Genomic DNA, 26,166 nt, shown 5'->3' on the forward strand with positions numbered 1-26,166 from the left:
AGAAATTACCCTGACCCGGAGGATTCTAAAGAAAGTCCCCACCCGATCCGCCACGCATGCGCCAAGCGCCGGTATCTCAGCCTTCTACGAGCATCACGCTCACGTCGGCGATACCTTCGCGCAGCTTTTTGACGTCCGCGTATTCGGGCGAGTTCCAGAACGTCATCGCCATCTCGGCGTCCGGCCATTCCATGATCACCGCGCCGCCACCTTCGTAGCCCTCGCCTTCCAGTATGCGACCCTGTCGACCGCGCAGCAGGTAGCGGGCGCCGTGGCGCTGCGCCAGTTCCGCGACCGCAGGGGAATAGAGCCGGGTGAAGGCTTCGCGGTCATGGACCTTGGTGGTGATGACGAACCATGCGGGCATAGGAAACCTCTTGTTTGGGGCCGTGCGGTCGTACCCGGCAGGTTCAGCGGATCAGGGCTGCGTCTTCCAGGCTCTGGAACATGGCCTGGCGCATCAGATAGGCCCGGCGACGCGCGTCATCCTGCTGGATCGCCAGCAATTCGCGACGACGTGCCTCATGCGCCGCACCTGCGCCGCCACTGATGAACGCCATGTTCTGCTTGGTCTGGCTCTGGATGAACGAGTGCGTCACTTCGCGCCGCTGCCGTTCGTATAAGGACAGGTTCGGGTCTGCCTGCGCTTGTCCTTTCAGCACCGGAAGCAGCTTTTCGAACAGGTTGAACACGTCATGCAAACCCGAGTTCATGCCAAAGCCGCCCAGCGGGTTGTTGAGATGGGCGGCGTCGCCCACGATCATCACTCGGCCTTCGCGGAACGATTTCGCGACGCGCTGGTGCACCTTGTACAGCGTGCGATGTTGCGTGTTCACCGAAGCCCCGCTGCCGATCAGACGATCGAAGATCGCATTCTTGTTCACATCCGACGTCAGCTCTGCCTCGTCTACAGCCCCGTTCACGGGCACCAGCACGCGCCACACCGACGGCACGCGCAACAGCACCAGCCATTCGCTGGGATCCGACACGTAGTTCACGTAAGAAAGGTCGGGCAGATACGCGGCCAGATCGGTTTCGGTTGACAGCGTCAGGAACCGCTCGGGATACGTAAATCCGTCAAATTCGATGCCAAGCCACTTGCGCACGACCGAGTTCGCGCCGTCCGCACCGATCAGGAAATCGGCGCGGATGCGCTCGATACCCGTCATCGTCTCGACCGACAGATCCACACCGGCATCATCCTGGACAAATGACAGCAGACGATTGCCGAACCGCACGTCGGCTTGCGGGTGGGTTTCCAACCCTTCCGCAAGAGCGCGGGACAAGTGATATTGCTCGCACTGGATGCGGAACGGATAACGGGTGATGTCGGACAGTTCGCTCAGGTCGAACTCTATCTTTTCGCCTGACCCACGGTCGCGCCACTGGTAGACCGGCGCTTTCAAACCCTTGTCGAGCAGCATCGGGGTGATGCCGATCTGGTCAAGCATCTCAAGGGTTGGTGGATGGAAAGTAGAGGCGCGCAGATCGCGGGCGCAGTCCTGCCCGGCCTCCAGCACGATCACCGATATGCCGGCCTGGGCAAGCAATGTGGCCATGACGGTGCCCACGGGGCCGGCGCCGGCAATCGCCACCTGGCAACGATCTATCCCTGACATTTTTGAGGAAACTCCAATCTTTAGTACGCAGAGGCCTATTCCCGGCTATCTGCGTCTGGGCACGCACTGCGGGATCTATCCGACACTCGGTGGCCGGATCGGCGGGACGATGAGGTAGGCGGTCAGACCCGGGGTGTGGGCGCGGCCGTGGGCGCGGGCGATGGCACAGACTTGATGGTGTCGAGCCAGGACTTGATGTCGCGCGTGAACTTTTCGGGGTTCTCCCACATCGGGAAGTGCCCAAGGTCGGGGTACGTGATCAGCGTGACCGGGGCATGCGTGAAGCGCTTCACCGAGGCTTGCGGGCCTTGGGATATGACGTCGTCGTACGTGCACCACTGCAGCAGAACCGGCACGCGCACCGCCTCGGCAACCGCGCCCACGTCCGAAGTCTGGAACGCCTTGACGTTGGCCTGGATGTACTGCGCCTGCCGTTCGAGCGCGCCGGGCAGGTTGTTCATGTCGTAGATCTGGTCGACCATGCGTTCGGTGGGGTGGAACCCCGGCGGCGTGGTGTCTTCCAGCATCAGCTTCCAGAACAGGTGCGAGCGCCAGTTCGGCAGCACCGCCTTATGGAACGCAAGCATCCACGTCAGGCGCCAGTCAACCTTGCGGGTCTGGCTTGGCCGTTCAAGCGGCAGGATGGAAAAGGCCATCGCCGTGACGTGGCCGGGATACGCGCGGTTGTTCTCCAGCGCAACGTTGGCGCCATTGGACGTCGATACCACCGCGAACCGCTGATGCCCCAGCTTGCGCATCAGTCCATCCATAAGCTGCGCGGCGCGCGGCGTGGAATAGACACCGGACGGGTCAGGCCGGGTCAGCCCGTAAGGTGACCAGTCGAACCGGACCACACGGTAGCGGTCCTTGAGCCGATCGGCGACGCCATCCCATTCGTGCAGGTTGACGATGGAGCCATGCAGCAGCACCACGACGGGCGCACCGACCGGGCCTTCCTCGCGCACATGAACGGCCACGCCATCCACTTCCACGAAGCGCGAGGTACCATCCGCCCAGCGCTTCTCCGCTTGCGCGCGGTCGGTCTCGCCAGCACCGGCGCGCAACGCCAGGACCGTGCCACCGCCGACAAGAACGATCGCTCCGAGCGTTGCCAGCAGAACGTTCCGGATCCTCACGCCGTCACCGTTTCACGAGCGGGCAGGCCCAGCGAGGCGCGCAAGGTCGATCCGGGATATTCGGTACGCAACCGACCCCGCGCCTGCAGGATCGGAACCACCTGCTCGACGAAATCTTCCAGGCCGCCGGGCATGTAGCTGGGCTGCAACGTAAAGCCATCGCACGCCCCGGCATCACGCCAGGCGATCATCATCTCGGCCATCTGTTCCGGCGTTCCCAGGAACACGTTGTGTCCACGCGGATGACGCATGAAGTGCGCCGCAAATTCGCCAAGCGGGGTGCCCTTCTCGGCCGCCGGCGTAATGGCGCGGGCGATGTCGGCCTTGGGCAGCAGGGTCTGCGCCAGGATCGTATCGACCGGGATTTGCCCGGCCGGATCAAAGCCCGTCAGGTCACAACACAGCGATTCCGACAGATACTCGATTCCCAGCGCATCGTCGGCCAGATCGAGGATCGCGGCGTGATTGCTGCGCGCCTCTTCTTCGGTTCCGCCAAGGACACACGACAGGCCCGGCATGATGCGCACAGCGTCCGGGTTGCGCCCAACGTCGGCTACGCGGGCGCGCAAGTCATTGCGAAAATCGATGCCGGCCTCGATCGTCGCGGCGGGGCAGAAGATGGCCTCCGCGGTGCGCGCCGCGAAGTCGCGGCCATCGGCGGACTGGCCAGCTTGCACCAAGACGGGACGTCCCTGCGGCAGAGCCGGACCTTCCTGGTCCATCGCTGCCCACAATTCGCAGGCCTTGGCGACAACATCCTTGGCGTGGCGATAGCGCTCGTCCTTGGGCGGAAGGTCAGCCTCCCCAAAGTTGGGCGCGGTTGCCGGATGCGCGGTGGTGACGATGTTCCAGCCGGATCGCCCGCCGGTGATCCGCTCCATCGTGCCGAAGCGTTCGGCCAGCATCTCGGGCGTGTTATAGGTGGTGGACACGGTGGCGACGAGACCGATGTGCCGGGTTACCGCCGCCATCGCGGTCAACAGGCTGACGGGATCGAGCGTCGGCATCGCCATACGCTCGGGCGTGCGGCCACCGGCTCCGCGCGACTGGAGCTGGTCGCCAAAGACGATCGCATCGAAGCGGCCCTGTTCAGCCAGCGCCGCGACGCGGGCGTAGTAGTCCATCGCAAACACGCCTTCGGGCCGCGCACGCGGGTGCATCCAACCGCTGGGGAAAAAGCCGATGCCCTGAAGGAAGGCCCACAAGTGAATTTGATTGTCCATCATGCGAACTCCGAATGCATCGCAGGGATCACGGCGCCGCCAGGCTGGTTGGACGCGGTCGTGGGCAGCGGCAGACCAAGGCGCTGGCGCAAGTCGGCGCCCGCATCGGCATGGGTTGTGACAAGGCTGCCGAAGCGCGCGCCGATCGCCGCAAGCTGCGCCGCACCGTCAGTGAGGGTGAAGTGAACGCCGTCGATCTCGCCGGCATCGAAGCGCGCGCGCAGCCCGGCAGGATCGGCGTCGACCGCCACCTTGAGCAGGCGCTTGGTCGCCGCAGGCGCCGCGGCCCCGTCGACGAACAGGGCGATATCGGCATCGGCAATCGCGATCGACGCCTCACCGTCCACGACCAGCACGGGGTGGCCCAGAGGCGGACGCATGGCATTTACCGGACCGGCCACCTTGAAGAACGGGCCATCGTAGTTCGATGCCTGGACCTTGGACGCATCGAGATATCGCCCGCTGGCCTTGTCGAGGATCAGCGTCTCGCTACCCCAGCCGTCCCAGAGCGCGCGTGCAGCACCGACCATATCCTCGGCCATGCCATCGGGGGCGCCTTCGGGAATGACCGACCAGCCGGTGCGGCCGTTGCTGAGGAAGTCGATCGCCGACAGCGCCCGGGCGACATGAAACGGATGCGCGTTCGTGGCCGGAACGGTGGCGACGAGGCCAAGCCGCGAGGTCACCGGCGCGGCCCACGCCAGCAGCACCTGCGCATCGAACGGCCGTTCGCCGGCGCGGCCCATGACCAGCAGGTCCAGCCCCGCATCTTCGGCTGCGCGCAGCACCGTCAGGCCATCATCGGGCACGGCGAAGGAAGCCTCGGCAACGGAGGCGGACAGGATGAAGGGTCTGGTCATACGATGATCACCGGTTCGTGAAGAGGATGGATGGGCTCGCAGCCCGTGTCGGTTATGCGCACAAGGTCTTCGCAATGCGCGGACCCGCCGATGCCGGTATCGAGCGTCGGGCAATCGACGGAGATGATCATGCCCGGCTCCAGCACGATGTCGGGCTTGCGCCAGAAACCGCCGTGCACTTCGCCCGGCTCGTCGGTATGGGCCAGCCCCACGCTGTGGGGGCCAAAGCCGATCACGGCCTCATACCCGGCGGCTCGTATCGCCGCCTCGCCCAGCGCCGCGATCTGCGAATAGCGCAGGCCTGGCCGCAGCTGTTCGCGCACCGCCTGCCAGCCGAATGCCGCCGCCTCGGCCGCCTTGGCGGCGGCGCGCGTGGGCTCGCCGATGAACACAGTACGCGCAAAGTCGCCATGATAGCCAAGGTGCTGGCTCACCCCATCCAGCATGATCGTCTGCCCATCCGCGACCTGAAGGCGCGACAGTTCCGACGACACGCGATCGACGTTGAGGAAGACGGCGGTGTTGCCACGCACGGCGGTCTCGACGCGGAACAGCGCCTGCAGCTCGGCATGGGTGGCGCCAGCGCGAACGGCATGGCCGACCGCGTTGAGCGCATCGACGTTCGCAATGGCAGCCCGCGCCATTAGCGCATGTTCCAGCGGCGATTTCACCAGTCGGATCTCGCGCAGCACGTTGTCGGCCTGCACCATGGCGCCGGGATGTTCGTGCCGCCCTGCGACTTGCGCGATGACCGGATGGTCGTAGCCGATGCGGCCCTGCCACAACCCCAGCCCGCGCATGGCCGCGACGATGGCCCCGCCCGCGTCATGCAGCGCCGTCATCGCGCCGGCCTCGCGCCCGGAGATCGCATCGCGGTGCCGTTCGGCAGCGGTGCGTACGGCGTCATCGCCGCGCGGCAGCACGGGCGTGGAGGGGACGGCGCCGACCGTCTCATCGCCCTCGTCGCCAAGCATGGTGTAGAGCCAGATGGCGACATCGTTGCGGTCGCGGCCATCGGCCCAGGAATAGTGGTGCAGGAAACGCGAGGTGACGAGCCCGAACTGCTCGGGACGCTCGCGCACGATCAGCGCGAAAGTGCCGGGCGGCTGGCCTGCCCGCGTCCGCCCGATCTGCGGCCAGTGACCAAGCGCATGGAAAACGTTGACAGGATCGCCCAGTACGAGGCCGTCGAGACCGTGCCGCTCCATGACCGCGACGGCCCGGGCCAGGTTTATCGGCCCTGTGCGTCCAAGGGCATTGAGGAGCCCCTCGTCATCGGGGTGCGTAACCGTCTGCATCGCCGTGTTATGGAGCCGCCTGCGCGCCAAAGTGGTCGAAGGGGATCAAACTATCCGCCTGCTGATCAAGTTTTCCTGCAGGGGGCCGCGACGCGCGCTGCGCGGTAGGTCTGCGGCACATGAGCAAGCCAGACCCCCACCTTGCAGACAGCGGCAACGCCATAGAACGCGCCTTCGTCAGGATCGAGGAAGGCCAGGTGCACATGCGCCGCCTGCCCGCCGCCGAGCCGGGCCACACGCCCGTCCTTCTTCTGCACGCATCGCCCGCGTCCTCATGGTTCATGCAGGACCTGATGCTGGAACTGCGCGCAGCAGGGCGCCTGGGCGAAATCATCGCGCCGGACACGCTGGGCAACGGCGACTCGGTCGCACCCTCCCCGGCTGAGCCTGACATCGCCTATTTTGCCGGATCGATGGACCGGCTCTGCGCCGCCCTCGGCCTTGGCGCGGTGGATGCCTATGGCACGCACACCGGGGCGCGTATCGCCTGCGAACTGGCGGCGGGATATCCTGCACGGGTGCGCCGGCTTGTGCTTGACGGCATCACCGAATATGCCGACGATCTGCGCGACGCGGTCATCGCAAACTATGCTCCGGTGGTGGAACCTGACGCTTACGGTCGCCACCTGATCTGGGCTTTCAATTTCTGCCGCGACCAGGCGCTGTTCTTCCCGCATTTCCTGCAGGATGCAGAGCATCGGCTGGCCGTGGGCATGCCGCCGCCGCAAATCCTGCACCGCATCACGCTGGACGTGTTGAAGGCGCTGGACACATATTCCAAGCCATACATCGCCGCCTTCCGGTATCGCGCATTCGAACGCATGCCCGCCATCGCCGCGCCTACGCTGCTGCTCAAGCCGGAAACCGAACTGGCCCTGCTCAATGCTTCGGTGGATACGGCGCTGGGGCTGCTGGCCGACGGCCAGGCGGCAACGACCGCCGGATCGGCCAGCGCGCGCGCACTGGCGATCGGCGCATTCCTGGAAAAGGACGCATGATGAAGACGCCGGTTTTCCCGCATGCCGCCCCGCAGGCGCGCATCAGCATGCGCACCTGCCTGGGCTTTGGCGTCGGCACCGTGGGCGTGTCGATCATGCTCAACACCGTGACGACGTATTTCCCCGCGCTGATGTCCACGGTGCTGGGCCAGTCGCCCGAGATCGCAGGCTATCTGCTGATGATCTCCAAACTCGCGGACGCGGTGATCGACGTTGCCGTCGGCAGCATGTCGGACCGGGCCCGCACGCGCTGGGGCCGCCGCAAGCCGTTCATGCTGGGCGGCGCGCTGCTTTCGGTGGTCGCGTTCCTGATGCTGTTCGCCCCGCCGATGATGGGCCAGGGCGCGCTGATGGTATGGATGGTGGCGGGTCTGGTGATCTATTCCACCGCCTATTCGCTATTCAACGTGCCTTACATGGCGCTGCCGTCGGAATTGACCGATGGCTTCCATGAACGCACCCGCCTCATCTCTTTTCGCACCGTGTTCGTGTCGATCGGCCAGTTGCTGGCCATGGCAGGCACCGCCTGGCTGATCCAGAGCGGCGGGGGCGGACGATCCGGTTTCGCGACGATGGGCGTCGTCATGGCGCTGATCATCGGCGGCAGCATGACCGGAACCGTGCTCTCCGTGCCCGTCCAGCACGGCACCGCCCCTGTCGCCGGCAAGCACCTCCCCGGCTTTGCGCAGATGCGGGCCATTGCGCGCAACCGCCCGTTCATGATGCTGCTGGGCGCCAAGGTCTTCCAGTTCCTATCGTTCGCCTCGGTCGCGTCCACCATGCTGCTGTTCATGCTCAACGTGCTGAAGGTGGGCTACGATGGGCAGATCGTCTTCGCCGTCGTCCAGAACGTGGTCACCGCGCTTGCCATGCCGCTTTGGGTGTGGACCGGCAGGACCATCGGCAAGCGTCGCACGTACCTGATCGGTGTCATGATTTTCTGCCTCACCACGCTCAGCTGGCTGCTGGCCGACCAGTCAATCACCAACCTGGGCATCGCTGCGCGCGGCGTTTTCGGCGGGCTTGGATCAGGCGCGATCATCCTGATGTCGATCTCCATGCTTGGCGACACCCAGGCCTACGATCGCCTGCTGAGCGGCGAGGCGCGAGAGGGCCTGCTATCGAGCGCGATCGCGGTGATCGAGAAGGTCAGCTTCGCGCTGGGCGTTGCCGTGCTGGGACTGTTCCTTCATGCCCTGGGCTACGTTCCGACCACCGGCGGCGCGCTGGTCCTGCAGCCAGCAAGCGCGATGCTGGCGCTCAAGATGGGCTTTGCGGTCATTCCGTCCGCCATGTTCGCCATCAACGGCTTGTTCCTGTGGGCCTACGACCTTGACGAAGACAAACTCGCAGCCACCCGCCTGGCAACCCCGGAAGGCCTGGGCGACACGGCGACCTAGTACCCGTTGCGGTTGGCCGCTGGACTCGCCGCTGCGCGGAGAGTCCGTGTTCGACAAGACGGTTTCCAACACACTAAGAGCATCGTGTTCCCATGACCCAAACGCCCGTCATCAGCCGCGCATACACCACCTGCCGCTACGGCCAGATGCATTATCGCATCGCCGGAGAGGTAACTGGCGGCCACGTTCCGATCGTGCTGCTGCACCAAAACCCCTCTTCGGGGTACGAGTACGAGGCCCTGATCCGCGAACTCGCACGGGACCGGCTGGTAGTTTCGTTCGACACGCCCGGCTACGGCATGTCCGACGCGCCCCCCGCACCGCCGGGCATGGCCGGCTATGCGGCGGCGTTCTCCGACGGGCTGGATGCCCTGGCTGCCGCCGGCGTGCTTGACGGTATGGTCGATCTTTACGGCTTTCACACCGGAACGCTGCTCTCGTGCGAACTGGCGATTGCCCGCCCCGACCGCGTTCGGGCATTGGGTCTTACAGGCATCCCGATGTTCGATGCCGAAACGCTGGCGAAGAAGCTGGACGAAGCCACACATTTCCCGGAACCGGACGAAAGCGGCGACGTCATCCTGGGTCTGCTTGGCCGGTTGTGGGGTTACATCGTGGTCGATCGCGACCCGCGGCAGTCGCTTGATAAGGCGATCTGGAACTTCGCGGACAAGGCGCGCGTCCTACACCGCTTCACCTGGGCCTATACCGGCGTATGGGCATGGGATTTCTCCCGCCTGGGGCTGGTCACCCAGCCTGCCGTGCTCATCCAGACAGCCGAGGATCTGCTGGAAATCTCCAAGCAGGCCGCTGGCCGCATGCCGTCCTGCACGACGGTGGAACTTCTCGACCTCAACAAAGACATTTTCGATATTGCACCGGAGCGAATTGCCAATGAACTGCGTGACTTCCTTGACGGCCTCTGAGCTTCCCATTGCCGAGGTCTCGCACTCGGTCCTTCACCCCGATTTCATCGCCCGCGAAGTCGCGCGCCGGTATCCGATCAATGGCGAACTGACGTGCTTCCTGCTCTATCGCGGCATGAACGACGTCTATCTCGTTCAGGATGAGACCACAAAGTATGCCCTGCGCGTCTGGCGCAAGACGTACCGCGACGTCGATGACGTAGCTTACGAGCTGGATTTCCTTGATTATCTGCGCCAGCAGGGCTTTGCCGCCTCGGTTGGCGTGCCCCAGCATGACGGCGCGTTGTACTTCAAGGTCGCATCGCCCGAAGGCGAGCGCGCGATTGCCCTTTACGACTGGGCGCCCGGCGTGAAGTTCGGCGACCGATTGTCCGAAGAAACCGCCTTCCGCATTGGCGCGGCCATGGCCGAAATGCACCTTCACGGCTATGAATGGGCCGGACGGGACCACCAGTTCTCGACCGATACGGCCAAGGACTACAACATCTGCATGCCCGCGCTGATCGACTTCGTGTACGATCGTCCGGACGACCTGCACGATTACCCGATCATCGCTGCCAATCTTGACAAGCGGCTCGACGAACTGGCTGCTTCGGGCAAGGTCCCGCTCGGCGTCTGCCACCGTGACTTCCACCCCAGCAACGTGCACGTCGATGAAGACGGCAAGATCACGCTGCTGGATTTCGACGCGGCGGGCGAGGATTTCCTGATGCAGGATGTCCAGAACTTCGTGTGGGGCAACCTGTTCTACGGCTTCGACCCCAAGATCGGCGAAGCGTTCGAGAAGGGCTACGAATCCGTGCGCCCCTTCACCTCGGAAGAAAAGGACAACATCGAGCTGTTCCTGATGGCCAAGGCCCTGCGCCTGATCGCTGGCATGGCGCATAGCTCGACAGCGGTGGGACGCGGCACGCTGCGCTTCCGTAATCTCGACTGGCTGGGCGACTACGTGAAGACCCGCGCCCGCGCCTGCGGCCTGCTCTGACCGTGGCTGGTCCGGTGGCGCGCGATATGCCCGATGCCCCGACGGCGGTTTCGGCCGCTGCCCGCAGCTGGCCCAATCCACGCTCGGCATGGATCATGGTCGGGATGCTGTTCCTGGCCGGGATTCTGTCGGTCATCGACCGGGCGGCGCTGAACATCCTGGTCGATCCCGTCCGCCAGGATCTCAGCATCAGCGACGAGCAGGTCGGGCTGCTGCAGGGCTTCGCCTTCGGACTGTTCTACGCGTTCATGGGCCTGCCCATGGGTCTGCTGGCAGACCGCGTTCCGCGCCGCAACCTGATCGTTGCCGGCATTGCGCTGTGGAGCGTGGCAACGATCGGCAGCGGGCTTGCCCAGACATTCGGGTGGCTGTTCACCGGCCGCCTGATGGTCGGCCTGGGCGAAGCGGCGCTGGGTCCGGCGGCGATCTCGCTCATTGCCGACCTCTTCGCCCCCGAACGGCGCGGCCGCCCCATCTCGGTCTACATGATGGGCCAAGGCCTCGCCAACGGCATTGCGATTTCCCTCACCGGCCTGCTGGTCACGGCTGCGGGCGCCGGTGCGTTTCTAGGGGTGCCGCTGCTTGGCCACCTGGTCCCGTGGCGGATCGTTTTCGTGGTGTTCGGATCGACCGGACTGATCGTTGCAGTCGGCCTGCTGCTGTTCACGCGCGAACCTGCGCGCCATATGCAGGCGGCGCAAGGTCCTGCCCGCACGCCGGGCGCAGCGGAGGCTGCCTATCTTTGGCGCAACAAGGCGGTGCTGCTGCCCTTGTACTTCGGTTTCGCCACCGCCTTCGTCGTGGCGTACGGCGCATCGTCGTGGGCACCCACGATGCTGATGCGCGCCTACGGGGCCACGCCGGCATTCCTGGGCAAGTGGCTGGGCCCACTCTCGATCCTGTTTTCCGCCATCGGCCCGTTGATCGGCGGAACCCTGCTGGATCGCTCGATGCGGTCGGGGCACACGATGAAGCGCTTCGCAATCCTGGCCATCGCCCCGGTGTTTGCGCTGCCTTCAGTGCTGGCGGTGCTGGCGGGCGAATTGCATGCCGCCACCGTTCTGGTCGCCTCGTCGAACGCCGTGTTCTCGGTGATCGGCACGGTCATGTTCGCAACGCTGCAGTCGGTGGTCCCGGCGCGCATGCGCGGCAGCTCCATCGCCTTGACGCTGGTGCTCAACACGATCCTGGGCGCCAGCTTGGGCCCGCTGATGGTTGCCAGTTTCACCGAACGTGTGCTGCATGATCCGGCACAAGTCGGCTGGTCGATCGCGTTCGTCTGCGCGCCGTTCCTGCTCATCGCCGCCGGGCTTTACGCCATGGCCCGCCGGGCGATGCGCCGCGCGGTGGAGCGTGGGGACGGCGAATGCGCCATGCTGCTGATCGGTGAAACGCCGCGCTGAACCGCGAAGGCCGCCAATCGGTCATTCTCGCGCAGGGCACTTGCGATACCGGCCGCGTCAGGAAAATCTGGCGCGGCCGCTTCGCTTTTCAGGCGACGCGCAAGAAGGGCAACCGATGACCAAACCAATGCTCGCTCTCGCCTGTCTGCTGGCATCCCTCACCGCCTCGCCTGCCATAGCCGCGATTGAGGACGCACCCGCCCTGCCGGACGACGCAACGCTGCGAAGCCGCTATGCCCTGCCCGCCTCGCAGTTCGCCGAGATCGACGGCGAGACCGTCCATTACGTGGCGCAAGGCAAAGGCCCTGCCATCCTGCTGCTGCATGGCTCGTTCGCCAGCCTGCGCCAGTGGGACGCGTGGACGGAAAAGCTGTCCCGCCATTACCGGGTGGTCCGCTACGATCAGTCGCCCGCCGGCCTGTCCGGCCCAAGCCCCACCAGCGACTATTCGATTGATCATCGCATCCGGGTGATTGACGGGTTGATGGACAAGCTGCGCATTCAGCGCTTCGTCATCGTCGCGACGTCCAGCGCCGGCCTGCCGGCTGCCGCCTATGTGGCCGCGCGCCCCCAGCGTATCCGCGGCGTGGTGCTCAACAACATCGCCGCCGGGCCGCTCAAGTTCGATCCGAACCGTGGATCAGCCGCGCTCAAGGCCGCAGTGGCGCAGGACATGAAACACCCCACCTGGCACTCGCAAGAGTTCTGGCGCCAGATCATCCTGGCCAACGTGGTCGATACAGCGCGCGTCACGCCGGCGCTGGTGCGCCAGTGGACCGACCTTAACAACCGCATGCTGCGTGATCCGGCTATCGGCAAGGCGGCGGCGGCGTCTTCGTCCTTTGCGCGCACGCCCGGCGATCTCAGCCGTATTACAGCGCCGACGCTGCTTCTGTGGGGTGCGCAGGACCACGAGACGCCCGCCGATCGCGACGGGCGGCAGGCGCTGCAGCTGCTGGCAAGCAAGGACAAGTCGCTGGATGTCGTGGCAAGCTGCGGGCACATGATGCCGCTCGACTGTCCAGGCCGCGCGCTCGAACGGGTCATGCCGTTTCTGAAGCGCGTAACCGGCCGGTAAGCGTGTCGCCCCCGACCTTGGCCGGGGGCGATGCTTTCGCTTATTTCTGTGCCGAGCAGGCGTACCAGCTGCCGATCATCGCGCGGCCTTCGGGATGCCCCTCGGTATAGAAGTCCTCCCGGTCGGGCTTGAGAAAGAAAGTGCCCTTGCGATAGCCGACCAGCACCTCGTCCGGATCGAATCCGGCGTCCACCGCAACCTTGGTCCAGTCAGTGCGCGCGAGCGAGGTCATGAACGGCTCGTTGTTGTAATGGCTTTCGAAGTCGCAGCGCATCTGGTCCCACAGCGACATATGTTCGTGGCGCGGCGGCACATCCACGTGGCACATCACCCCGCCATCGCGCAGCAGACGGTGGCATTCCTTGAAGATGCCGCGCATCCCCTTGGTCGATGTTTCGTGCAAGACTGCGGATGAGCAGACGAGGTCGAAGCTCCCATCCGCAAAGTCGGTGTGTTCGGCATCCTGCTGGCTGAAATGGATTGCGGCGCCCATCGCTTCGGCGCGAGCGTGTCCGTAGCGCAGCATCGGTGCGCCCACGTCCACCGCGAAGACCTCTGCATCGGGAAATGCCTGCGCGATTGCGACTGTCGAATGACCCACCGAACAGCCGAGATCGAGGATGCGCTTCGGCTTGAAGTCAGGATAGAAATCCTGGACGTGGCTGGCCAGCGTATGCCCGCGCCCATCGTTCTTCCAGCCACCGTTAAGGTTGCGCAGGTATGTCGAGGCAAAGCGGTCATACAAGGCGCCGGCGCGGAAATCGTCCTGCGCGGTATCGACAACATAGCTGCCCGGCATCCGGTGATGGTCGAAGGCAGAGATATAGCGTGGAATTTCCAGATCGGGGTTGAGCCGCAGGCTGCCCCGGGGTGCAGCCACCTGCGCTTCGATCCTGGCCGCCAGATCATCGAACTGGCGATCGATTGCGCCGTCCAGCGTCACCCAGATGCGGTCCTGGTAGAACAGCGAGAGGGTGAGCCAGTAGCGGTGCAGCGGATGCGCCTCCAGCGCCTGTCGTACCTGCACGCTGGAAGTCGGCCTGGCGCCGGACTTTTTCTGGATGGCGGGCACGATCACTTCGTCGAGAAGGCGCCGGTCGAGCGGGTCCATGTTCCGGTTGGTCCAGGCGCGCATGGCAAGGAAATGGTCTTCCATCGCCTGCTCATCGTGGTTGGACTGCGGCATCACGGCGTGGCCGAAATGTTCCTGGCGGTATTGTTCCATGTCGTCTTTTCGCTCCCGTGGGGGGTCGGTATTACCTGTATCGACGGCCCGCGCGTCAGGGGCGGGTCACGGCCTCAAGCACGCCTTCATAGTCATGCTGGTCAGCAAGCGCTTCCGGCGTCAGCTTGTCACGCGCGGTTCCCAGGACCCGGTCGTAAATGCCCTGCCGATAGACGCTGCGATACGCGCGTGCCGCCTCATCAGGCGCAAAGGTGTCGACATCCGCCGGCCCGTGCAAGCCCGCTGCCGCCAGCAGCCGCTCGTTCGCGTCGAGCCGATCCTTCAGCACCACCACTTCGCCCAGAAGCGCCAGCACCAGCCCGGCCAGTGCATCGGTCGTGGCGTCGTCGAACACGGTTGGCTGGCTCCCCTTCGACCGCGCCTTGCGATCGAGATTGATGCGCTCTGCCATCGTCACGTCACTCCATCAGTTCGAAACGGAACACGTTGCCGGTGCGGGCCACGATGTCCTTCTTGTCGAGGTCGGGACCGTGGGCCTCCTCGGTGATCGCATCCTTGCCCTTCAGATCGTAGCCGGTCTGGCTCGACAGGATGACGACCAGGTCGGTGCCGTCCTCAAGAGCGAAAGGAAACTCGTGCCAGGTGCCCAGATGCATCGCGAAACCGGCCGAACCGTCGAACCGGAAGGCACGAACCTGCGAGATGTCCGGCAGATCGCCCGCGCCCGGCGGCGCCATCACCGCGATGAAGGGCTTTCCGCCCAGCGGCAGGAACGCCTGGGTATGCTGGAAATGCCGCTCCATATAGCGCACTTCGCCCGGCCGCCGATCCATCTGCGCCAGCGTCACCTCTACGGGATGCTCGCTCACAAAGCGGGCCGGGTAGCTCATCTTGACCGCACCCTTGTAGAAATCCACGGCGATCGGCGTCACCGGCGCATCGCGGCCGATGATCGCTCCGAATGGCGCCAATGCCTCGGCGCTGGCCGGCTCGACCACGAGGTCGATTACCGTACATTCGCGAACGGGGTTGTCCTTGGTCATCCTTGCCCTGCCTGAATTGTCGCCCTGTCATCCACGCAAGTCATCGCGCAGGGTCCCGTCAATCACGATCATGCGCCTGCATTGATACTTCTGGGAAAAACAGAGCCGTTTGATCGCTGGTCGGATAGGCAAGCACGACGTTACCGCTCGCGGCGCGGCTTAGTCATGCCTTCACCGTCCAGCCACCACACAAACTCGTCAAGCCAGTGGTCAGTCGTGCCGCCGATGAACCGCGCCCCAAACCCGTGCCCGCCGCGCTGGTAGAGGTGGACTTCGGGGCGGTAGCCGGCAGCATAGAGCGCCTCATAAAAGGTGCGAAAACCCATGCCGACGACCACGTCATCCTGCGCCTGCGCCATGAACAGCGGTGGCAGGCGTTCGGGTGCGGGCGTGGCCGTCGGCTGCAGCCAGGGTTCTTTCGGCGTGCCTGGCGGGAAAGGCAGGTTTGCCGGGGGTATAGCTGGCAGGGGCGCGGTGAATGGCATCCCGTAGATCAAGCCTGCGAACGCGGGGCGGTCCGCGATGTTCGGGGCCAGGGCCATCATCCCCGCAACGTGGCCACCGGCTGAAAATCCCGCCACGCCGATACGCTTGGGATCGATCCCGTATTCAGATGCGCGCCCCCGGATAGTCCGCAGGGCTTCCAACCCGTCCACAACGCCGGGGTTTCCGCCGACGCCCGGGGCCAGCGTAGCGTTGACGCGCTTGCGCATCGCTTCGTTGGTTTCACCCGGCGGCGTCTGGATCAACCGATACTTCAGCACGAACGCGGCGACGCCGTGCGCGGCCAGCCATTGCGCCACGTCCACGCCCTCGGTCTTCATGGCGAGCAGCCGGAAGCCGCCACCGGGCGCAAGGATGACCGCCGCCCCGGTCGCTTTGCCCGGCGGCGGGAGGAACGCCTGATAGCTTGGCACAGTGACGTTGAAGAGGTTGCCATTTTCCCGCACTTCCTCGCGCACAGAAACAGCAGCCTTGCCAGGCCAGCCCGCTTCTTCAGGCGCGCCCTTCGGCCAGACGGCTACGGGCGCCAGCACGCGAACGCCGTCTGCGGCGATACCCGCAGGTGCGGCGCCCAAGGCCGTCGGTTGCAATGCCGGCGCCGCAGCCGCGACTGGCGTCGTGCAAATGGCCGCAAGCAACGCAATGGTGAAGCGATGGCGCATGCAAAAGTCCTTCAAGTTGCGTCTGCGTTTTTATGGGGAAGATGCGAGACCGTGCCTGCGCCCTTCCCCCTCCCGCGATAATCAGAAGCTGTACTTGACCGTGCCCAGCACCGTGCGCGGATTGGCCATGAAGCGCGGGTTGATCACCGAAAAACCGAAGCCGGTCGTCCAGTAGATCTGGTTGAACAGATTCTTGCCGGCGATCTGGAAGCTCCAGGGGCCGGTATCGAACCCGGCGTAAGCATTGACGAGCTGCGTCGACTTGACGTGGCCCACCTCCAGGTTATCCGGCGTGGCGTAGTACTGGTCGCGAAGTGCCAGGTCAGCACCCAGCTTGGCGGTACCGGATGCCACCGGCATCGAATAGTCGAAGCCGATCGTCCCTTGGTACTTTGGCAGCGAGGGCGGATCGTTGCCGATCAGCGAAGCCACGGTAGAATCGGTGGACAGGTATTTGCCCCAATTCACCGATCCGTTGCCCCAGAACTGCAGACCCATGACCGGCCGCCATGCCAGTTCCGCCTCTATCCCGGCGATACGCACGTTATAGTTCTCGACCAGGAAGCCGCCATCGTTGAGGTTCACGGTTTCCTGCCGATCGGTAATCTTGTTGACGAAGCCCGCGAGCGATCCGCGCAGCGTGCGTCCGATGTCGGCCTTGATGCCGGCTTCCCAGGCCTTTGTGGTTTCCGGGCGGTAGGCATCGGCAAGCTGGGCGGCGGTGGAGGCCAGCCCGTTGTAGCCGCCGGACTTGAAGCCCACGGTGTAAGAACCGTAGAGCAATATGTCCGGCGCGGCCTTGAAGTTGACGCCGAACTTGGGCGTGAATTTCTCGTAGTGGTCGCGGCTGACCGCCGGTTGTCCGCTCACCGTCGCATCGAGGGACTTGTCCTCCAGCGTGTAGCGTCCGCCCGCGACCAGCGAGAGCCGGTCGGTGACGTTGACGGTGAACTGGCCGTAGCCCGCCCAGGCATCGGTGGAAGCGCGAAAGCGGGTCGCCGCGGGTGCGAAGAAGATGACCGAATCAATGTTCTGGTTGCCTTGCTCGTGGAAATAGTAAAGCCCCACGACGTAATTCACCAGGTCATCACCCAGCACACCTGCGGCCTGGGTTTCCTGGCTGGCCTGCCAGGACTTCGAGCCGCTTTCGCGCGTGTAGAGCGCAAGCGGTTCGTCGCCCGGCGCGCCGATCATCGCCGGATAGACACCGCCCGAAAAATCCTGTGCCCACGAATCCTTGAGCCGCGAGTACGCGGTAATCGAGGTAAGTGTTCCGCCCGGGTAGTCAGCCGAAAGGCGCAGCGAGCCCCCTTTCTGCGTGACGCGCGTATAAGACGGAAACGGCGAGAGCACCGTGCGATACGATCCGGAAAGCGGTACGGTCTTGCCTTCGTCATTGACGATGGTGTTGCTGGCGTACTGACCGTCGGTCTTCAGATGCAAATAAAACAGGTTCAGCCGCGCTTTGACCACAGAGCCCTTGTACGCAAGGTCGAACTGGCCGCCCTGGAAATCCTCGTTGCCCACCTTGCGGTCCAGCGTGGCGTCGTACTGGCGCCCGCCATCCCGCGCGCGCACGATTCCGTTGATCGAGGCGGCCCACTTGCCGTCAGCGCTTAGCGGGACCGAAAGATAGCCTTTCACCCGCCGCTCGTTCCAAGTGCCGTAACCGACCTGAACGTTGCCCGTCAGCGTGTCGGCGGGCTTCTTGGTGATGATGTTGACCGCGCCCGCCGCCGCATTGCGGCCATAGAGCACGCCCTGTGGCCCGCGCAGCACTTCGATCCGCTCGATCTCCGCGAAGTCAAGCAAGGCCGCCTGCATGCGCGCGTTGTAGACGTCGTTCACGTAGAGCGCGACTTCCGGCTCGGACATGATGTAGCCGCCATCGGTGACGCCGCCACCGCGGATGTAAGCCGTCAGTCCGGCCGAGCCGCCGGTAACCGACGTCAGGTTGACGTTCGGGGCAAGCCGGCCAATGTCCGTTGCGGACAGAACCTGCCGGGTTTCGATTTCGTCAGCCGTGATAGCGGTTACCGAAATAGGGACATCCTGCAGGCGCTGATCGGTACGCTGGGCGCTGACCACGATGTCGCCGAACGCGCCCTCGCTCGTCTCGGACTGCTGGGCAGCAGGTACGGTTTGTGCGTTAGCCGACACTGCCATCATCATCGGGGCGACGCCAAGCACGCTCGTTCGCACGAGGCGGCACGCGACGGACTTCTTCTTCATACGAAACATTTCCGATCTACCCCTGAACCAGCCTTTGTTCCGCCGCTCGGCCCTTTCGGGCGAGCGTACGAAGCATTCCCCCAAGCTGTGCGCGCCGCTTGCATCGGGGCTGCGCCTTATGAGGCAAGGATGCCTTGCCGAAGGCACACGGCACGCAGCGAAGGACCAGTTCACCGAAGGGCGGATAGAAACGGGCGTGGATCAGGACGTTCCTGCGGGATTTCGCCTGCAGCCATCGCAAGGAATGTCGCCGCGCCTCACAGGGCCACATAAAGGCGCGGCTAAGCGATGATCGCGCAAAGCTCCATCGTCTCACCTGATCGCATTACAACACCGTCATTTCGCAATGACGGGCGCTGCTTCACTTTCGGGTTTTCAGGTCAGGCGACGCCGGAAGCGACGAACCACGAGCGGAACACACCCTCGCTTTCAGGGCCAAAGCGGAACGGCCCCTGGCGTGCCGCCGGGCTGGTGGCCTGGTAGCCGGTTTCAACCGCGTTGAAGCCCGCCGCCTCGAACAACGAACGGTAATCCGCAGTGAGAGCGCCATGCCAGTTCGGCTCGTTATTGTACTGGGCTTCCAGTTCGCCCGACAGTTCGACCCAGGCATCCTGATTGTCGTGCAGCAACGGCACCTCCAGGTGCACGGCCACGCCGCCGGGTCGCAGCAGGCGGCGGCTCTCGGCGATGATGGCCATGCTCGCCGCTTGCGACGTCTCGTGGAACATCACGCAGCTGAAAACGAGATCGAAGCTGCCGTCCGCGAAGTCGGTCCGCTCAGCAGACTGCTGCGAGAAATGAACCGCGGCGCCCAAGTGCTCGGCCCGGGCATGGGCATAGCGCAGCATGGATGCGCCAACGTCGATGCCGTGCACTTCGGCGTCGGGGAAGCAGGTGGCGGCGGGAACCGTGCTGGTGCCGATGCCGCAGCCCATGTCGAGGATACGGCGGGGCGCAAGGTCCGGGAAGCGCGTCAGCACATGCGCCATCGCCGTCTGGCCGCGCAGGTCGTTCAGCATGCCGCCGTTGCGACCCAGCATGTAAACCGCCCCGCCCCGGTCCATGACCGCACCCTGCAGGATCGAGCCGTCATCATGCGCGTTGCCGCCCGGCATAAGGTGAATATCGCCGCGCTGGATATAGTCGGGCGGCACGAAACCGGGATCGGTCCGCACCGAACCCAGCGGGGCGGCGATGTCAGCCAGCTGTTCGAGCTGATCTGCCTGCCGCTCCACGCTGGCGGCCACGCTTGACCACAACTGCCGCTGCGATTCGCGCTTCAGCGACAGCCAGGTGCCGAAACTTTCGTGCTGGGCCATCCGGGCACGCAGCGCGCCGGCGCCATCGTTTCCGCCCGTTGCGCGCGCCCCGCGCTGCTCCGCTGCGGCAATGCGCGCCTGAACCGGCTCGATCTCGCCCATGACGTAGAGTTTGAGATCGCGGACGAACAACTGCTCAGTCAATTCGTCATGACTGGGAACCGCGATCAACGGGTGGTCGAACTGCTGGCGGCGTTCGGAAATTTGGTCGCTCATCGCGCAAGGTCCTCGTCGGCAAACTTTTGTTCGGTCTGGGCAAGTTCCGCTAGCGCCGCTTCGCGCAAGGGGCGAAAAACCTTCTGCAGCGTCGCGCGTCGCAAACCTTCGCGTTCCACGGATGCCTGATCGTCCGGCTCGAAGCCATCCACCGCGCCGGCCGGCAAGGCCCCCGTTGCGGCAAGCAGACGTTCGCACGAATCGAGGCGGGCCCGCAGTATCGTCACTTCGGATGTCAGGCCGACGATCATCGCCAGCAATTGTTCATCCATCGGCCGGCCGCCGTCAATCGCATCAAGACGTTTGGGCGTGCGAGGCAATGTCGATCGGGTCATCGGGTATCAGGCTCCTGAGGCATCTGGCCGGGTGCGGTGACCCTGCAAACGATAACAGTATTGTCCCATGTGGTCGTGCGGAACGGCAAATTCATCGGTGATCCGAGAATTTCGCCGGCGCGGGGTGGCGGCTTGGGACGTTCAAAATTCGTTCAACAGGCGTCCCATGCCCTTGATTTTGTCGGTGATGCCGACGGCGCGCAGGGCGTGCCAGTATGTCGCGGTGTTGATGGCGATGACCGGCTTGGCCAGTTTCGCTTCGTATTCGGCTGCCAGATCGACCATCGAGAGGTTGGTGCCGACCTGCACGATCGCGTCGACGTCGTCTCCATCGAGGTGGGCGATCACGTCGCGCAAGGTGTCAGGCGTCACTTTGGCGATATCGGTCCAGCGCTTGCACTCCAGCGCCGCGTCCCGCTTCACGGTGAAGCCGCGACGGCCTCCAGCAGCGTTTGAGCCTGTTCNCCATCGAGGTGGGCGATCACGTCGCGCAAGGTGTCAGGCGTCACTTTGGCGATATCGGTCCAGCGCTTGCACTCCAGCGCCGCGTCCCGCTTCACGGTGAAGCCGGATTCCTCCAGAAAATTGCGCACTTCGGCATTGGCGACCGGATAGTACGGCGACACGAAGCTGACCGTCCTGGCGCCATAGGCGTGGAGCGCGGCGGCAACCGACTCCGCGCCGGTCGATGCGCCGACCCCGGCGAGATCCTYGACCTGCCGCTTCCACACGCGGCTACCCTCCACGCCGCCGTAGAAGGTGATCGCCGACATGCCCAGCACCAGGTAATCGGGGCGGCACGTCATCACCGAGCGCACCGCATCCAGCGTGTTCGCGGCGATCGCGGTGGTGCCGGCGATAAAATCYTCGTTCGACAGCGCCACCGGATCCTCGACGTAGATCCGCGAAAAATGGTTGGTGACGCCGCTGGGCCGCATGCGCTCCATGTCAGGCTGGACCACGGTATTGGTCGAAGGCGCAATCACCCCCATCAGCTTTCGCCAACCCAGAACGTCGGTCATCGCATATACTCCCTGCTGGCCCGTACTCAGGCGATTTGCGCCGCCTGCGCGAGGCTTTCGTACATGGACTGGCGCAGCATGTACGCCCGGCGCCGCGCGTCATCCTGCTTGATCGCCAGCATCGCTTCCCGGCGACGCTGGTGGGCATCGTCCTGSCCACCGCGGATCATCGCCATGTTTTCCCGGGTCTGCGTCTGGGTRAAGCTGTGCGTCACCTCGCGCCGCTGRCGATCGTAAAGCGCGAGGTTCTCCTCGCCCGCCTGGCCCTTGAGCACCGGCAGCAGCTTGTCGAACAGGTTGAACGCGTCATGCACGCCCGAGTTCATCCCGAAGCCGCCCAGCGGATTGTTGAGATGCGCCGAATCGCCGACCAGCATCACCCGGCCCTCCCGAAACGATTTCGCCACCCGCTGATGGACCCGGTACAAGGTGCGATGCTGCGTGTGCACCGCAGCGCCRTCCCCGACCAGGCGATCGAATATCGCATTCTTCATGGCGTCGGAACGCAGCTCATCGTCGGACGACGTGCCATCGGTGGGGACCAGCACGCGCCACAAGGTCGGCACCCGCAGCAGCACCAGCCATTCCTGCGGGTCCGACACATAGTTGACCAGCGCCAGGTCAGGCATGGCATCGCGCAGTTCGTATGACGTGGACAGGCACAGGAACCGCTCGGAATAGGTGAACCCGTCAAATTCCACGCCCAGCCATTTGCGCACGATGGAATTGGCGCCATCGGCGCCGATCAGATAATCACAGCGCAGCCGCTCGATGCCGCTCATCGTTTCATACGCCACGTCGACACCATCGGCGGCCTCGTCGAACGTCAGCAGCCGGGCTCCGAAGCGCACCGATGCGCTCGGGTGCTGCGCCAGCCCATCGGCAAGGGCGCGGGACAAGTGATACTGCTCGCACTGGATCCGGAACGGATAGCGCGTGACGTCGGCAATCTCGGCCAGGTCAAAGTCGATCACTTCCCCCGACATCCGGTCTCGCCAGTGATAGACCGGCGCCTTGAGGCCTTTGTCCAGCAGCATGCCGGTGATGCCGATCTGGTCCAGCATTTCCAGGGTCGGCGGATGGAACGTGGAGGCGCGCAGGTCCTGCGCGCAATCTGTGCCCGCTTCCAGCAACACCACCTCGATACCCGCTTGTGCCAGCAGCGTGGCCAGGACCGTGCCCACCGGTCCGGCGCCAGCAATCGCCACCTGGCACCGTTCAACTGCCTTCATACAAGCGGACTCCCCTTGATCCTGTCTCTGGCCGGTATGGACCGGCCTTGGCGCAAGTATCGGCAGGCGCACGCAACTATCCGAGGTTCGGGGAACCGGYGGCAYCGCMACAAAAAAGGACGCACCCTTGCGGACACCACCGCGCAGACCGTCTTCCACTCAAGGTAGTTTTCCAGCGCCTGCCGTCCGCTGTCCCGACCCCAACCAGACTGCTTCACGCCACCGATGGCGAGCGCAGGATCGTACATCGCGTGGCAGTTGATCCACACCGTGCCCGCCTTGATCGCGCTCGACATGCGGTGGGCGTCGGACAAGCCTTGTGTCCACACGCTGGCCGCAAGGCCATACGCGCTGTCGTTGGCAGCCGTAATCACCTCGTCCGCGTCATCGAAAGCCTGCGCCACCAGCACCGGGCCGAATACCTCCTCTCGCACGATCTCCATGTCCGGCTTAACGTCCACCAACAAGGCAGGCGTGATGAAGGTGCCGGCCTCCCCAGTGCGTTCGCCGCCGGTCAGCATGGTTGCGCCTTGTGCGCTGGCGCGTTGCAGGAAGCCTTCCACCCGCTGCGCATGGCGCTGCGACACCACCGGCCCCATCTGCGTATCCGGGTGAAGCCCGTGGCCCAGCTTCAGCCCTTTGGCGTATTGCGCCACCCCTTCCACCACCTGATCGTGGATCGAGCGGTGGACGTAGAGGCGCGAGCCGGCAATGCACACCTGGCCACCGTTGAAGTAGATCGCATTGGCGACACCGGGGATCGCCAGCGACAGGTCCGCGTCCGGCATGACGATGGTGGGCGACTTGCCGCCCAGTTCCAGCGTCACCCGCTTGAAGTTGGTCTTCGCCGCATCCAGCACGGCGCGGCCCGTTGCCGTGGAACCGGTGAAGGCGATTTTGTCTATATCAGGATGATTAGCCAGCGCCGCGCCCGTTTCCGCGCCAAGGCCCGTGACGATATTGATAACGCCGGCCGGCACGCCGGCCTCGACCATCAGTTCGCCAAGGCGCAATGCGGTGAGCGAGGTATCTTCCGCCGGCTTGAGCACCACCGTGCAGCCCGCCGCCAGCGCCGGGGCCAGCTTCATCGCGGTCAGCACCAGCGGTGAGTTCCACGGCACGATCGCGGCCACCACGCCCACCGGTTCGCGTACGGTCCAGGATCGCACCTGCTTGCCCGCCGGCTGATAGGCGATCGAGCTTTCGAGCGTCTGCCCCTCAATCGCCATCGCCTGGCCGGCAAAGAAGCGGAACTGGTTCACCGCCCCCGGGATTTCCGCCCACCGGCCCACAAACAACGGCTTGCCCTGATCCAGCGTTTCCAGTTCGGCCAGATCATCGATGTTGGCCTCTATAAGCTCGGCGATCTTCCACAGGATGCGCGCGCGCTCCACCGGTACGGTCGCGGCCCAACCCGCCTGCGCCGCCCGTGCCGCACCAACCGCCGCATCCACTTCGCCCGGCCCGGCCTTGGCGACCTGCGCCAGTTCGCTGCCGGTTGCCGGATCGAGCGTGGCGAACGTCCCGCCATCCGCCGCGTTTTGCCATGCACCGGCGATCAAAAGCCCGCATCCTCGCCCGCGCCGGGCAAGAAAGGCTGTCGTACCGGGGCGAAGGGTGCTGAAATCAAGCGGCATCACGCGGTCTCCTGTATCGCTCACCGTATCTAGTTCTGTGCCTGTCTGAGCACCCATGCACACCGCCAAAAAGTCGCTGGGCGGATAGCTTTGCCCTTTTACGCGGCAGGCCTCGGTGTCGACGTTGGGCGTATTCGAGCGCCAAAGGACGCTGCCCACACCCCAAAAAAGCTTCATCAAGCGGAAAATCTATCCGCCTGTCGGATAAAGGCTTGATAAATTCGGTCAAACGTCATTGATTTGTCACTCTGCGTGAAGTGCACAATCAAGGCGGGGTTCGATAATGGAAAAAGGCGTACCAATTCGCTCCATCACGCGTTCGATTGCGGCTTTGAAGGCGATCAACCGCCACGGCTCGCTCTCGATGATGGAGATCGCCAAGGCATCGCAGGTGCCCTATCCCACAGCGTGCCGCATCGTGCAGACGTTGCTGTACGAAGGCCTGATCGAACAGGAACCGTCCAGAAAGCGCTATCGTGCCACCGCCATGGTGCAGACGCTGGCCACGGGATTCCAGCACGACGACGAATTGGTGCGCATTGCGCGGCCTCACATCGTTGGGCTCACCAAGCGCGTGGGCTGGCCGGTCTCCATCGCCATCCGCGTGGGGCGTGAAATGATGCTGCGCGATTCGACGCATTCCAACTCGTCGCTCACGTTCGAGCATTACTATCCCGGCTTCACGCTGCCGATCCTGGACAGCGCATCGGGCAAGGTGTCCATGGCTTACGCGCCTGACGACGAGCGCGAGATGATTCTGCGCTTCATGCGCGTTTCGCAGGACATCGACCTGAACTATCTGGCCACGGCTGAAGTCAGCCTGGATGTGGAGCGTATTCGCGCCGAAGGGTATGCGGTGCAGGGGCGCAATCACTTCAACCTGACGCCGGGCAAGACCACCTCGATTTCCGTGCCGATTTTCCGCAACGGCCATTTCGAGGCGGCGATGACGATGGTGTTCTTCGTGGCGGCGATGCGGCTGACGCAGGCGCTGGAGCTGTATCTGGACGACATGAAAGGCACGGCGGCAGGGATTAGCCACGACTTGTCCAACCCTGTTCCGATGGGGCACGCGTGACGGTAGCGGGTTATAGCCTTGCGGTGACGGCTTTGGTTTCGAGGTAGCCGTCGAGGCCTTCCTTGCCGAATTCGCGGCCCCAGCCTGACTGGCCGTAGCCGCCGAACGGGATGTTGGTGCCGACCGCGCCGTGGCAGTTGATCGAGACGAGCGCTTGCCGCTGCCGCTGCGGCGATGCCGTACTTNAGGCGGTAGAACGGGTCGAGGATCGCCTCGAAAAACTGCGATGGGGCACGCGTGACGGTAGCGGGTCACAGCCTTGCGGTGACGGCTTTGGTTTCGAGGTAGCCGTCGAGGCCTTCCTTGCCGAATTCGCGGCCCCAGCCTGACTGGCCGTAGCCGCCGAACGGGATGTTGGTGCCGACCGCGCCGTGGCAGTTGATCGAGACGTGGCCAGACCGGATGCGCTTGACCAGGCGGTGCGCGGTSGACARGTCGCGCGTCCATACCGAGCCGGACAGGCCATAGGGCGTGTCGTTGGCCAGGGCGGCCAGTTCGTCGAGGTCGGTGGTGGTCACTTTCATCACCGCCATCACCGGGCCGAAGATTTCCTCGCGCACCAGCGCCATGTCGGGCCGGCAATCGGTGTAGATCGTGGGCTGCACGAAGTTGCCGGGCCGGTCGAGCCGCGCGCCGCCNGCCGAAGATTTCCTCGCGCACCAGCGCCATGTCGGGCCGGCAATCGGTGTAGATCGTGGGCTGCACGAAGTTGCCGGGCCGGTCGAGCCGCGCGCCGCCCGTTTACACCGCATCACCATCAGGCGGATATCTATG

At 64.5% G+C, this 26,166-nt stretch carries 25 protein-coding genes and 2 pseudogenes; 7 read left to right on the forward strand and 20 right to left on the reverse strand.

The window, feature by feature from the left end; all coding sequences use genetic code 11:
* Nucleotides 1-76 precede the first annotated feature (76 nt).
* The 6 genes from ASE49_RS11360 to ASE49_RS11385 all read right to left on the reverse strand — a co-directional run bounded on the left by ASE49_RS11360 (nt 77) and on the right by ASE49_RS11385 (nt 6,136).
* Nucleotides 77-367, reverse strand: coding sequence for a DUF1330 domain-containing protein (locus ASE49_RS11360; protein WP_056772060.1), 291 nt, complete (start codon nt 365-367; stop codon nt 77-79).
* A 43-nt stretch (nt 368-410) separates the two neighbouring features.
* Nucleotides 411-1,619 carry an FAD-dependent oxidoreductase gene (locus tag ASE49_RS11365; protein WP_056772063.1) on the reverse strand — a complete coding sequence of 403 codons (1,209 nt, stop codon included), beginning with the start codon at nt 1,617-1,619 and terminating at the stop codon, nt 411-413.
* Between the two features lie 122 nt (nt 1,620-1,741).
* The gene (locus ASE49_RS11370; protein WP_056772066.1) at nt 1,742-2,755 is read right to left on the reverse strand and encodes an alpha/beta fold hydrolase; all 1,014 of its coding nucleotides are present in this window, start codon (nt 2,753-2,755) and stop codon (nt 1,742-1,744) included.
* Entirely contained in the window at nt 2,752-3,978 is a 1,227-nt protein-coding gene (locus tag ASE49_RS11375) for an LLM class flavin-dependent oxidoreductase (RefSeq protein ID WP_235522950.1), read from the reverse strand. Before ASE49_RS11375 ends, ASE49_RS11370 begins: the two co-directional genes overlap by 4 nt.
* Nucleotides 3,978-4,838, reverse strand: a complete 861-nt coding sequence (locus tag ASE49_RS11380) for an LLM class flavin-dependent oxidoreductase (RefSeq protein ID WP_056772073.1) — start codon at nt 4,836-4,838, stop codon at nt 3,978-3,980. The genes ASE49_RS11375 and ASE49_RS11380 overlap by 1 nt, the downstream gene beginning before the upstream one ends.
* On the reverse strand, nt 4,835-6,136 hold the full coding sequence (locus tag ASE49_RS11385) for a M24 family metallopeptidase (RefSeq protein WP_056772076.1): 1,302 nt from the start codon (nt 6,134-6,136) through the stop codon (nt 4,835-4,837). Before ASE49_RS11385 ends, ASE49_RS11380 begins: the two co-directional genes overlap by 4 nt.
* 119 nt (nt 6,137-6,255) lie before the next feature.
* Here ASE49_RS11385 and ASE49_RS11390 point away from each other — a divergent pair, with 119 nt between their 5' ends.
* From ASE49_RS11390 to ASE49_RS11415, 6 genes are all read left to right on the forward strand, one after another.
* On the forward strand, nt 6,256-7,134 hold the full coding sequence (locus tag ASE49_RS11390; protein WP_056772080.1) for an alpha/beta fold hydrolase: 879 nt from the start codon (nt 6,256-6,258) through the stop codon (nt 7,132-7,134).
* Complete coding sequence (locus tag ASE49_RS11395) at nt 7,134-8,534, forward strand: MFS transporter (RefSeq protein WP_056772084.1); 1,401 nt, start codon at nt 7,134-7,136, stop codon at nt 8,532-8,534. The genes ASE49_RS11390 and ASE49_RS11395 overlap by 1 nt, the downstream gene beginning before the upstream one ends.
* A 92-nt stretch (nt 8,535-8,626) precedes the next feature.
* On the forward strand, nt 8,627-9,460 hold the full coding sequence (locus ASE49_RS11400; protein WP_056772092.1) for an alpha/beta fold hydrolase: 834 nt from the start codon (nt 8,627-8,629) through the stop codon (nt 9,458-9,460).
* Nucleotides 9,429-10,445, forward strand: a complete 1,017-nt coding sequence (locus tag ASE49_RS11405) for a phosphotransferase enzyme family protein (RefSeq protein ID WP_056772094.1) — start codon at nt 9,429-9,431, stop codon at nt 10,443-10,445. The genes ASE49_RS11400 and ASE49_RS11405 overlap by 32 nt, the downstream gene beginning before the upstream one ends.
* A gap of 26 nt (nt 10,446-10,471) precedes the next feature.
* A complete protein-coding gene (locus tag ASE49_RS11410) occupies nt 10,472-11,848 on the forward strand; it encodes an MFS transporter (RefSeq protein WP_082456436.1) in 1,377 nt (458 codons plus the stop codon).
* Between the two features lie 115 nt (nt 11,849-11,963).
* Nucleotides 11,964-12,926: an alpha/beta fold hydrolase gene (locus ASE49_RS11415; protein WP_082456415.1), complete on the forward strand. Its 963-nt coding sequence runs from the start codon at nt 11,964-11,966 to the stop codon at nt 12,924-12,926.
* A 40-nt stretch (nt 12,927-12,966) separates the two neighbouring features.
* Here ASE49_RS11415 and ASE49_RS11420 read toward each other — a convergent pair whose 3' ends face one another.
* The 11 genes and pseudogenes from ASE49_RS11420 to ASE49_RS11470 all read right to left on the reverse strand — a co-directional run bounded on the left by ASE49_RS11420 (nt 12,967) and on the right by ASE49_RS11470 (nt 24,314).
* Nucleotides 12,967-14,151: a class I SAM-dependent methyltransferase gene (locus ASE49_RS11420; RefSeq protein WP_056772101.1), complete on the reverse strand. Its 1,185-nt coding sequence runs from the start codon at nt 14,149-14,151 to the stop codon at nt 12,967-12,969.
* Between the two features lie 55 nt (nt 14,152-14,206).
* Nucleotides 14,207-14,563: a hypothetical protein gene (locus ASE49_RS11425; protein WP_056772416.1), complete on the reverse strand. Its 357-nt coding sequence runs from the start codon at nt 14,561-14,563 to the stop codon at nt 14,207-14,209.
* Nucleotides 14,564-14,570: 7 nt separating this feature from the next.
* Nucleotides 14,571-15,155 (reverse strand): ureidoglycolate lyase, encoded by a 585-nt coding sequence (locus tag ASE49_RS11430; RefSeq protein WP_056772104.1) that lies wholly within the window; start codon nt 15,153-15,155, stop codon nt 14,571-14,573.
* Between the two features lie 140 nt (nt 15,156-15,295).
* Entirely contained in the window at nt 15,296-16,321 is a 1,026-nt protein-coding gene (locus ASE49_RS11435; RefSeq protein WP_056772107.1) for an alpha/beta hydrolase, read from the reverse strand.
* Between the two features lie 81 nt (nt 16,322-16,402).
* Entirely contained in the window at nt 16,403-18,553 is a 2,151-nt protein-coding gene (locus tag ASE49_RS11440; RefSeq protein WP_235522951.1) for a TonB-dependent receptor, read from the reverse strand.
* Between the two features lie 380 nt (nt 18,554-18,933).
* The gene (locus ASE49_RS11445) at nt 18,934-20,088 is read right to left on the reverse strand and encodes a class I SAM-dependent methyltransferase (RefSeq protein WP_056772110.1); all 1,155 of its coding nucleotides are present in this window, start codon (nt 20,086-20,088) and stop codon (nt 18,934-18,936) included.
* Nucleotides 20,085-20,360: a hypothetical protein gene (locus ASE49_RS11450; protein WP_056772112.1), complete on the reverse strand. Its 276-nt coding sequence runs from the start codon at nt 20,358-20,360 to the stop codon at nt 20,085-20,087. The genes ASE49_RS11445 and ASE49_RS11450 overlap by 4 nt, the downstream gene beginning before the upstream one ends.
* Nucleotides 20,361-20,564: 204 nt before the next feature.
* Nucleotides 20,565-20,708 (reverse strand): hypothetical protein, encoded by a 144-nt coding sequence (locus tag ASE49_RS18940; RefSeq protein WP_442945991.1) that lies wholly within the window; start codon nt 20,706-20,708, stop codon nt 20,565-20,567.
* A gap of 180 nt (nt 20,709-20,888) precedes the next feature.
* A pseudogene (locus tag ASE49_RS18875) lies at nt 20,889-21,445 on the reverse strand (maleate cis-trans isomerase family protein); the annotation flags it as partial.
* A 26-nt stretch (nt 21,446-21,471) separates the two neighbouring features.
* Nucleotides 21,472-22,677, reverse strand: a complete 1,206-nt coding sequence (locus tag ASE49_RS11465) for an FAD-dependent oxidoreductase (protein ID WP_056772114.1) — start codon at nt 22,675-22,677, stop codon at nt 21,472-21,474.
* The gene (locus ASE49_RS11470; RefSeq protein WP_235522952.1) at nt 22,674-24,314 is read right to left on the reverse strand and encodes an aldehyde dehydrogenase family protein; all 1,641 of its coding nucleotides are present in this window, start codon (nt 24,312-24,314) and stop codon (nt 22,674-22,676) included. Before ASE49_RS11470 ends, ASE49_RS11465 begins: the two co-directional genes overlap by 4 nt.
* Before the next feature lie 283 nt (nt 24,315-24,597).
* Here ASE49_RS11470 and ASE49_RS11475 point away from each other — a divergent pair, with 283 nt between their 5' ends.
* Entirely contained in the window at nt 24,598-25,392 is a 795-nt protein-coding gene (locus ASE49_RS11475; protein WP_056772117.1) for an IclR family transcriptional regulator, read from the forward strand.
* A gap of 10 nt (nt 25,393-25,402) precedes the next feature.
* Here the strand turns inward: ASE49_RS11475 and ASE49_RS18240 are convergent.
* The 3 genes and pseudogenes from ASE49_RS18240 to ASE49_RS18945 all read right to left on the reverse strand — a co-directional run.
* The coding region (locus tag ASE49_RS18240; RefSeq protein ID WP_235522962.1) for an aldehyde dehydrogenase family protein at nt 25,403-25,577 on the reverse strand (175 nt) is incomplete at its 5' end.
* 66 nt (nt 25,578-25,643) lie between these two features.
* Nucleotides 25,644-26,030, reverse strand: a 387-nt coding sequence (locus ASE49_RS11485; RefSeq protein ID WP_156370286.1) for an aldehyde dehydrogenase family protein, incomplete at its 5' end; no start/stop codon positions are given.
* Between the two features lies 1 nt (nt 26,031).
* Nucleotides 26,032-26,118, reverse strand: a pseudogene (locus ASE49_RS18945) (aldehyde dehydrogenase family protein); the annotation flags it as partial.
* Nucleotides 26,119-26,166 lie beyond the last annotated feature (48 nt).

This window comes from Novosphingobium sp. Leaf2 (assembly GCF_001421325.1).
Lineage (GTDB): Bacteria > Pseudomonadota > Alphaproteobacteria > Sphingomonadales > Sphingomonadaceae > Novosphingobium.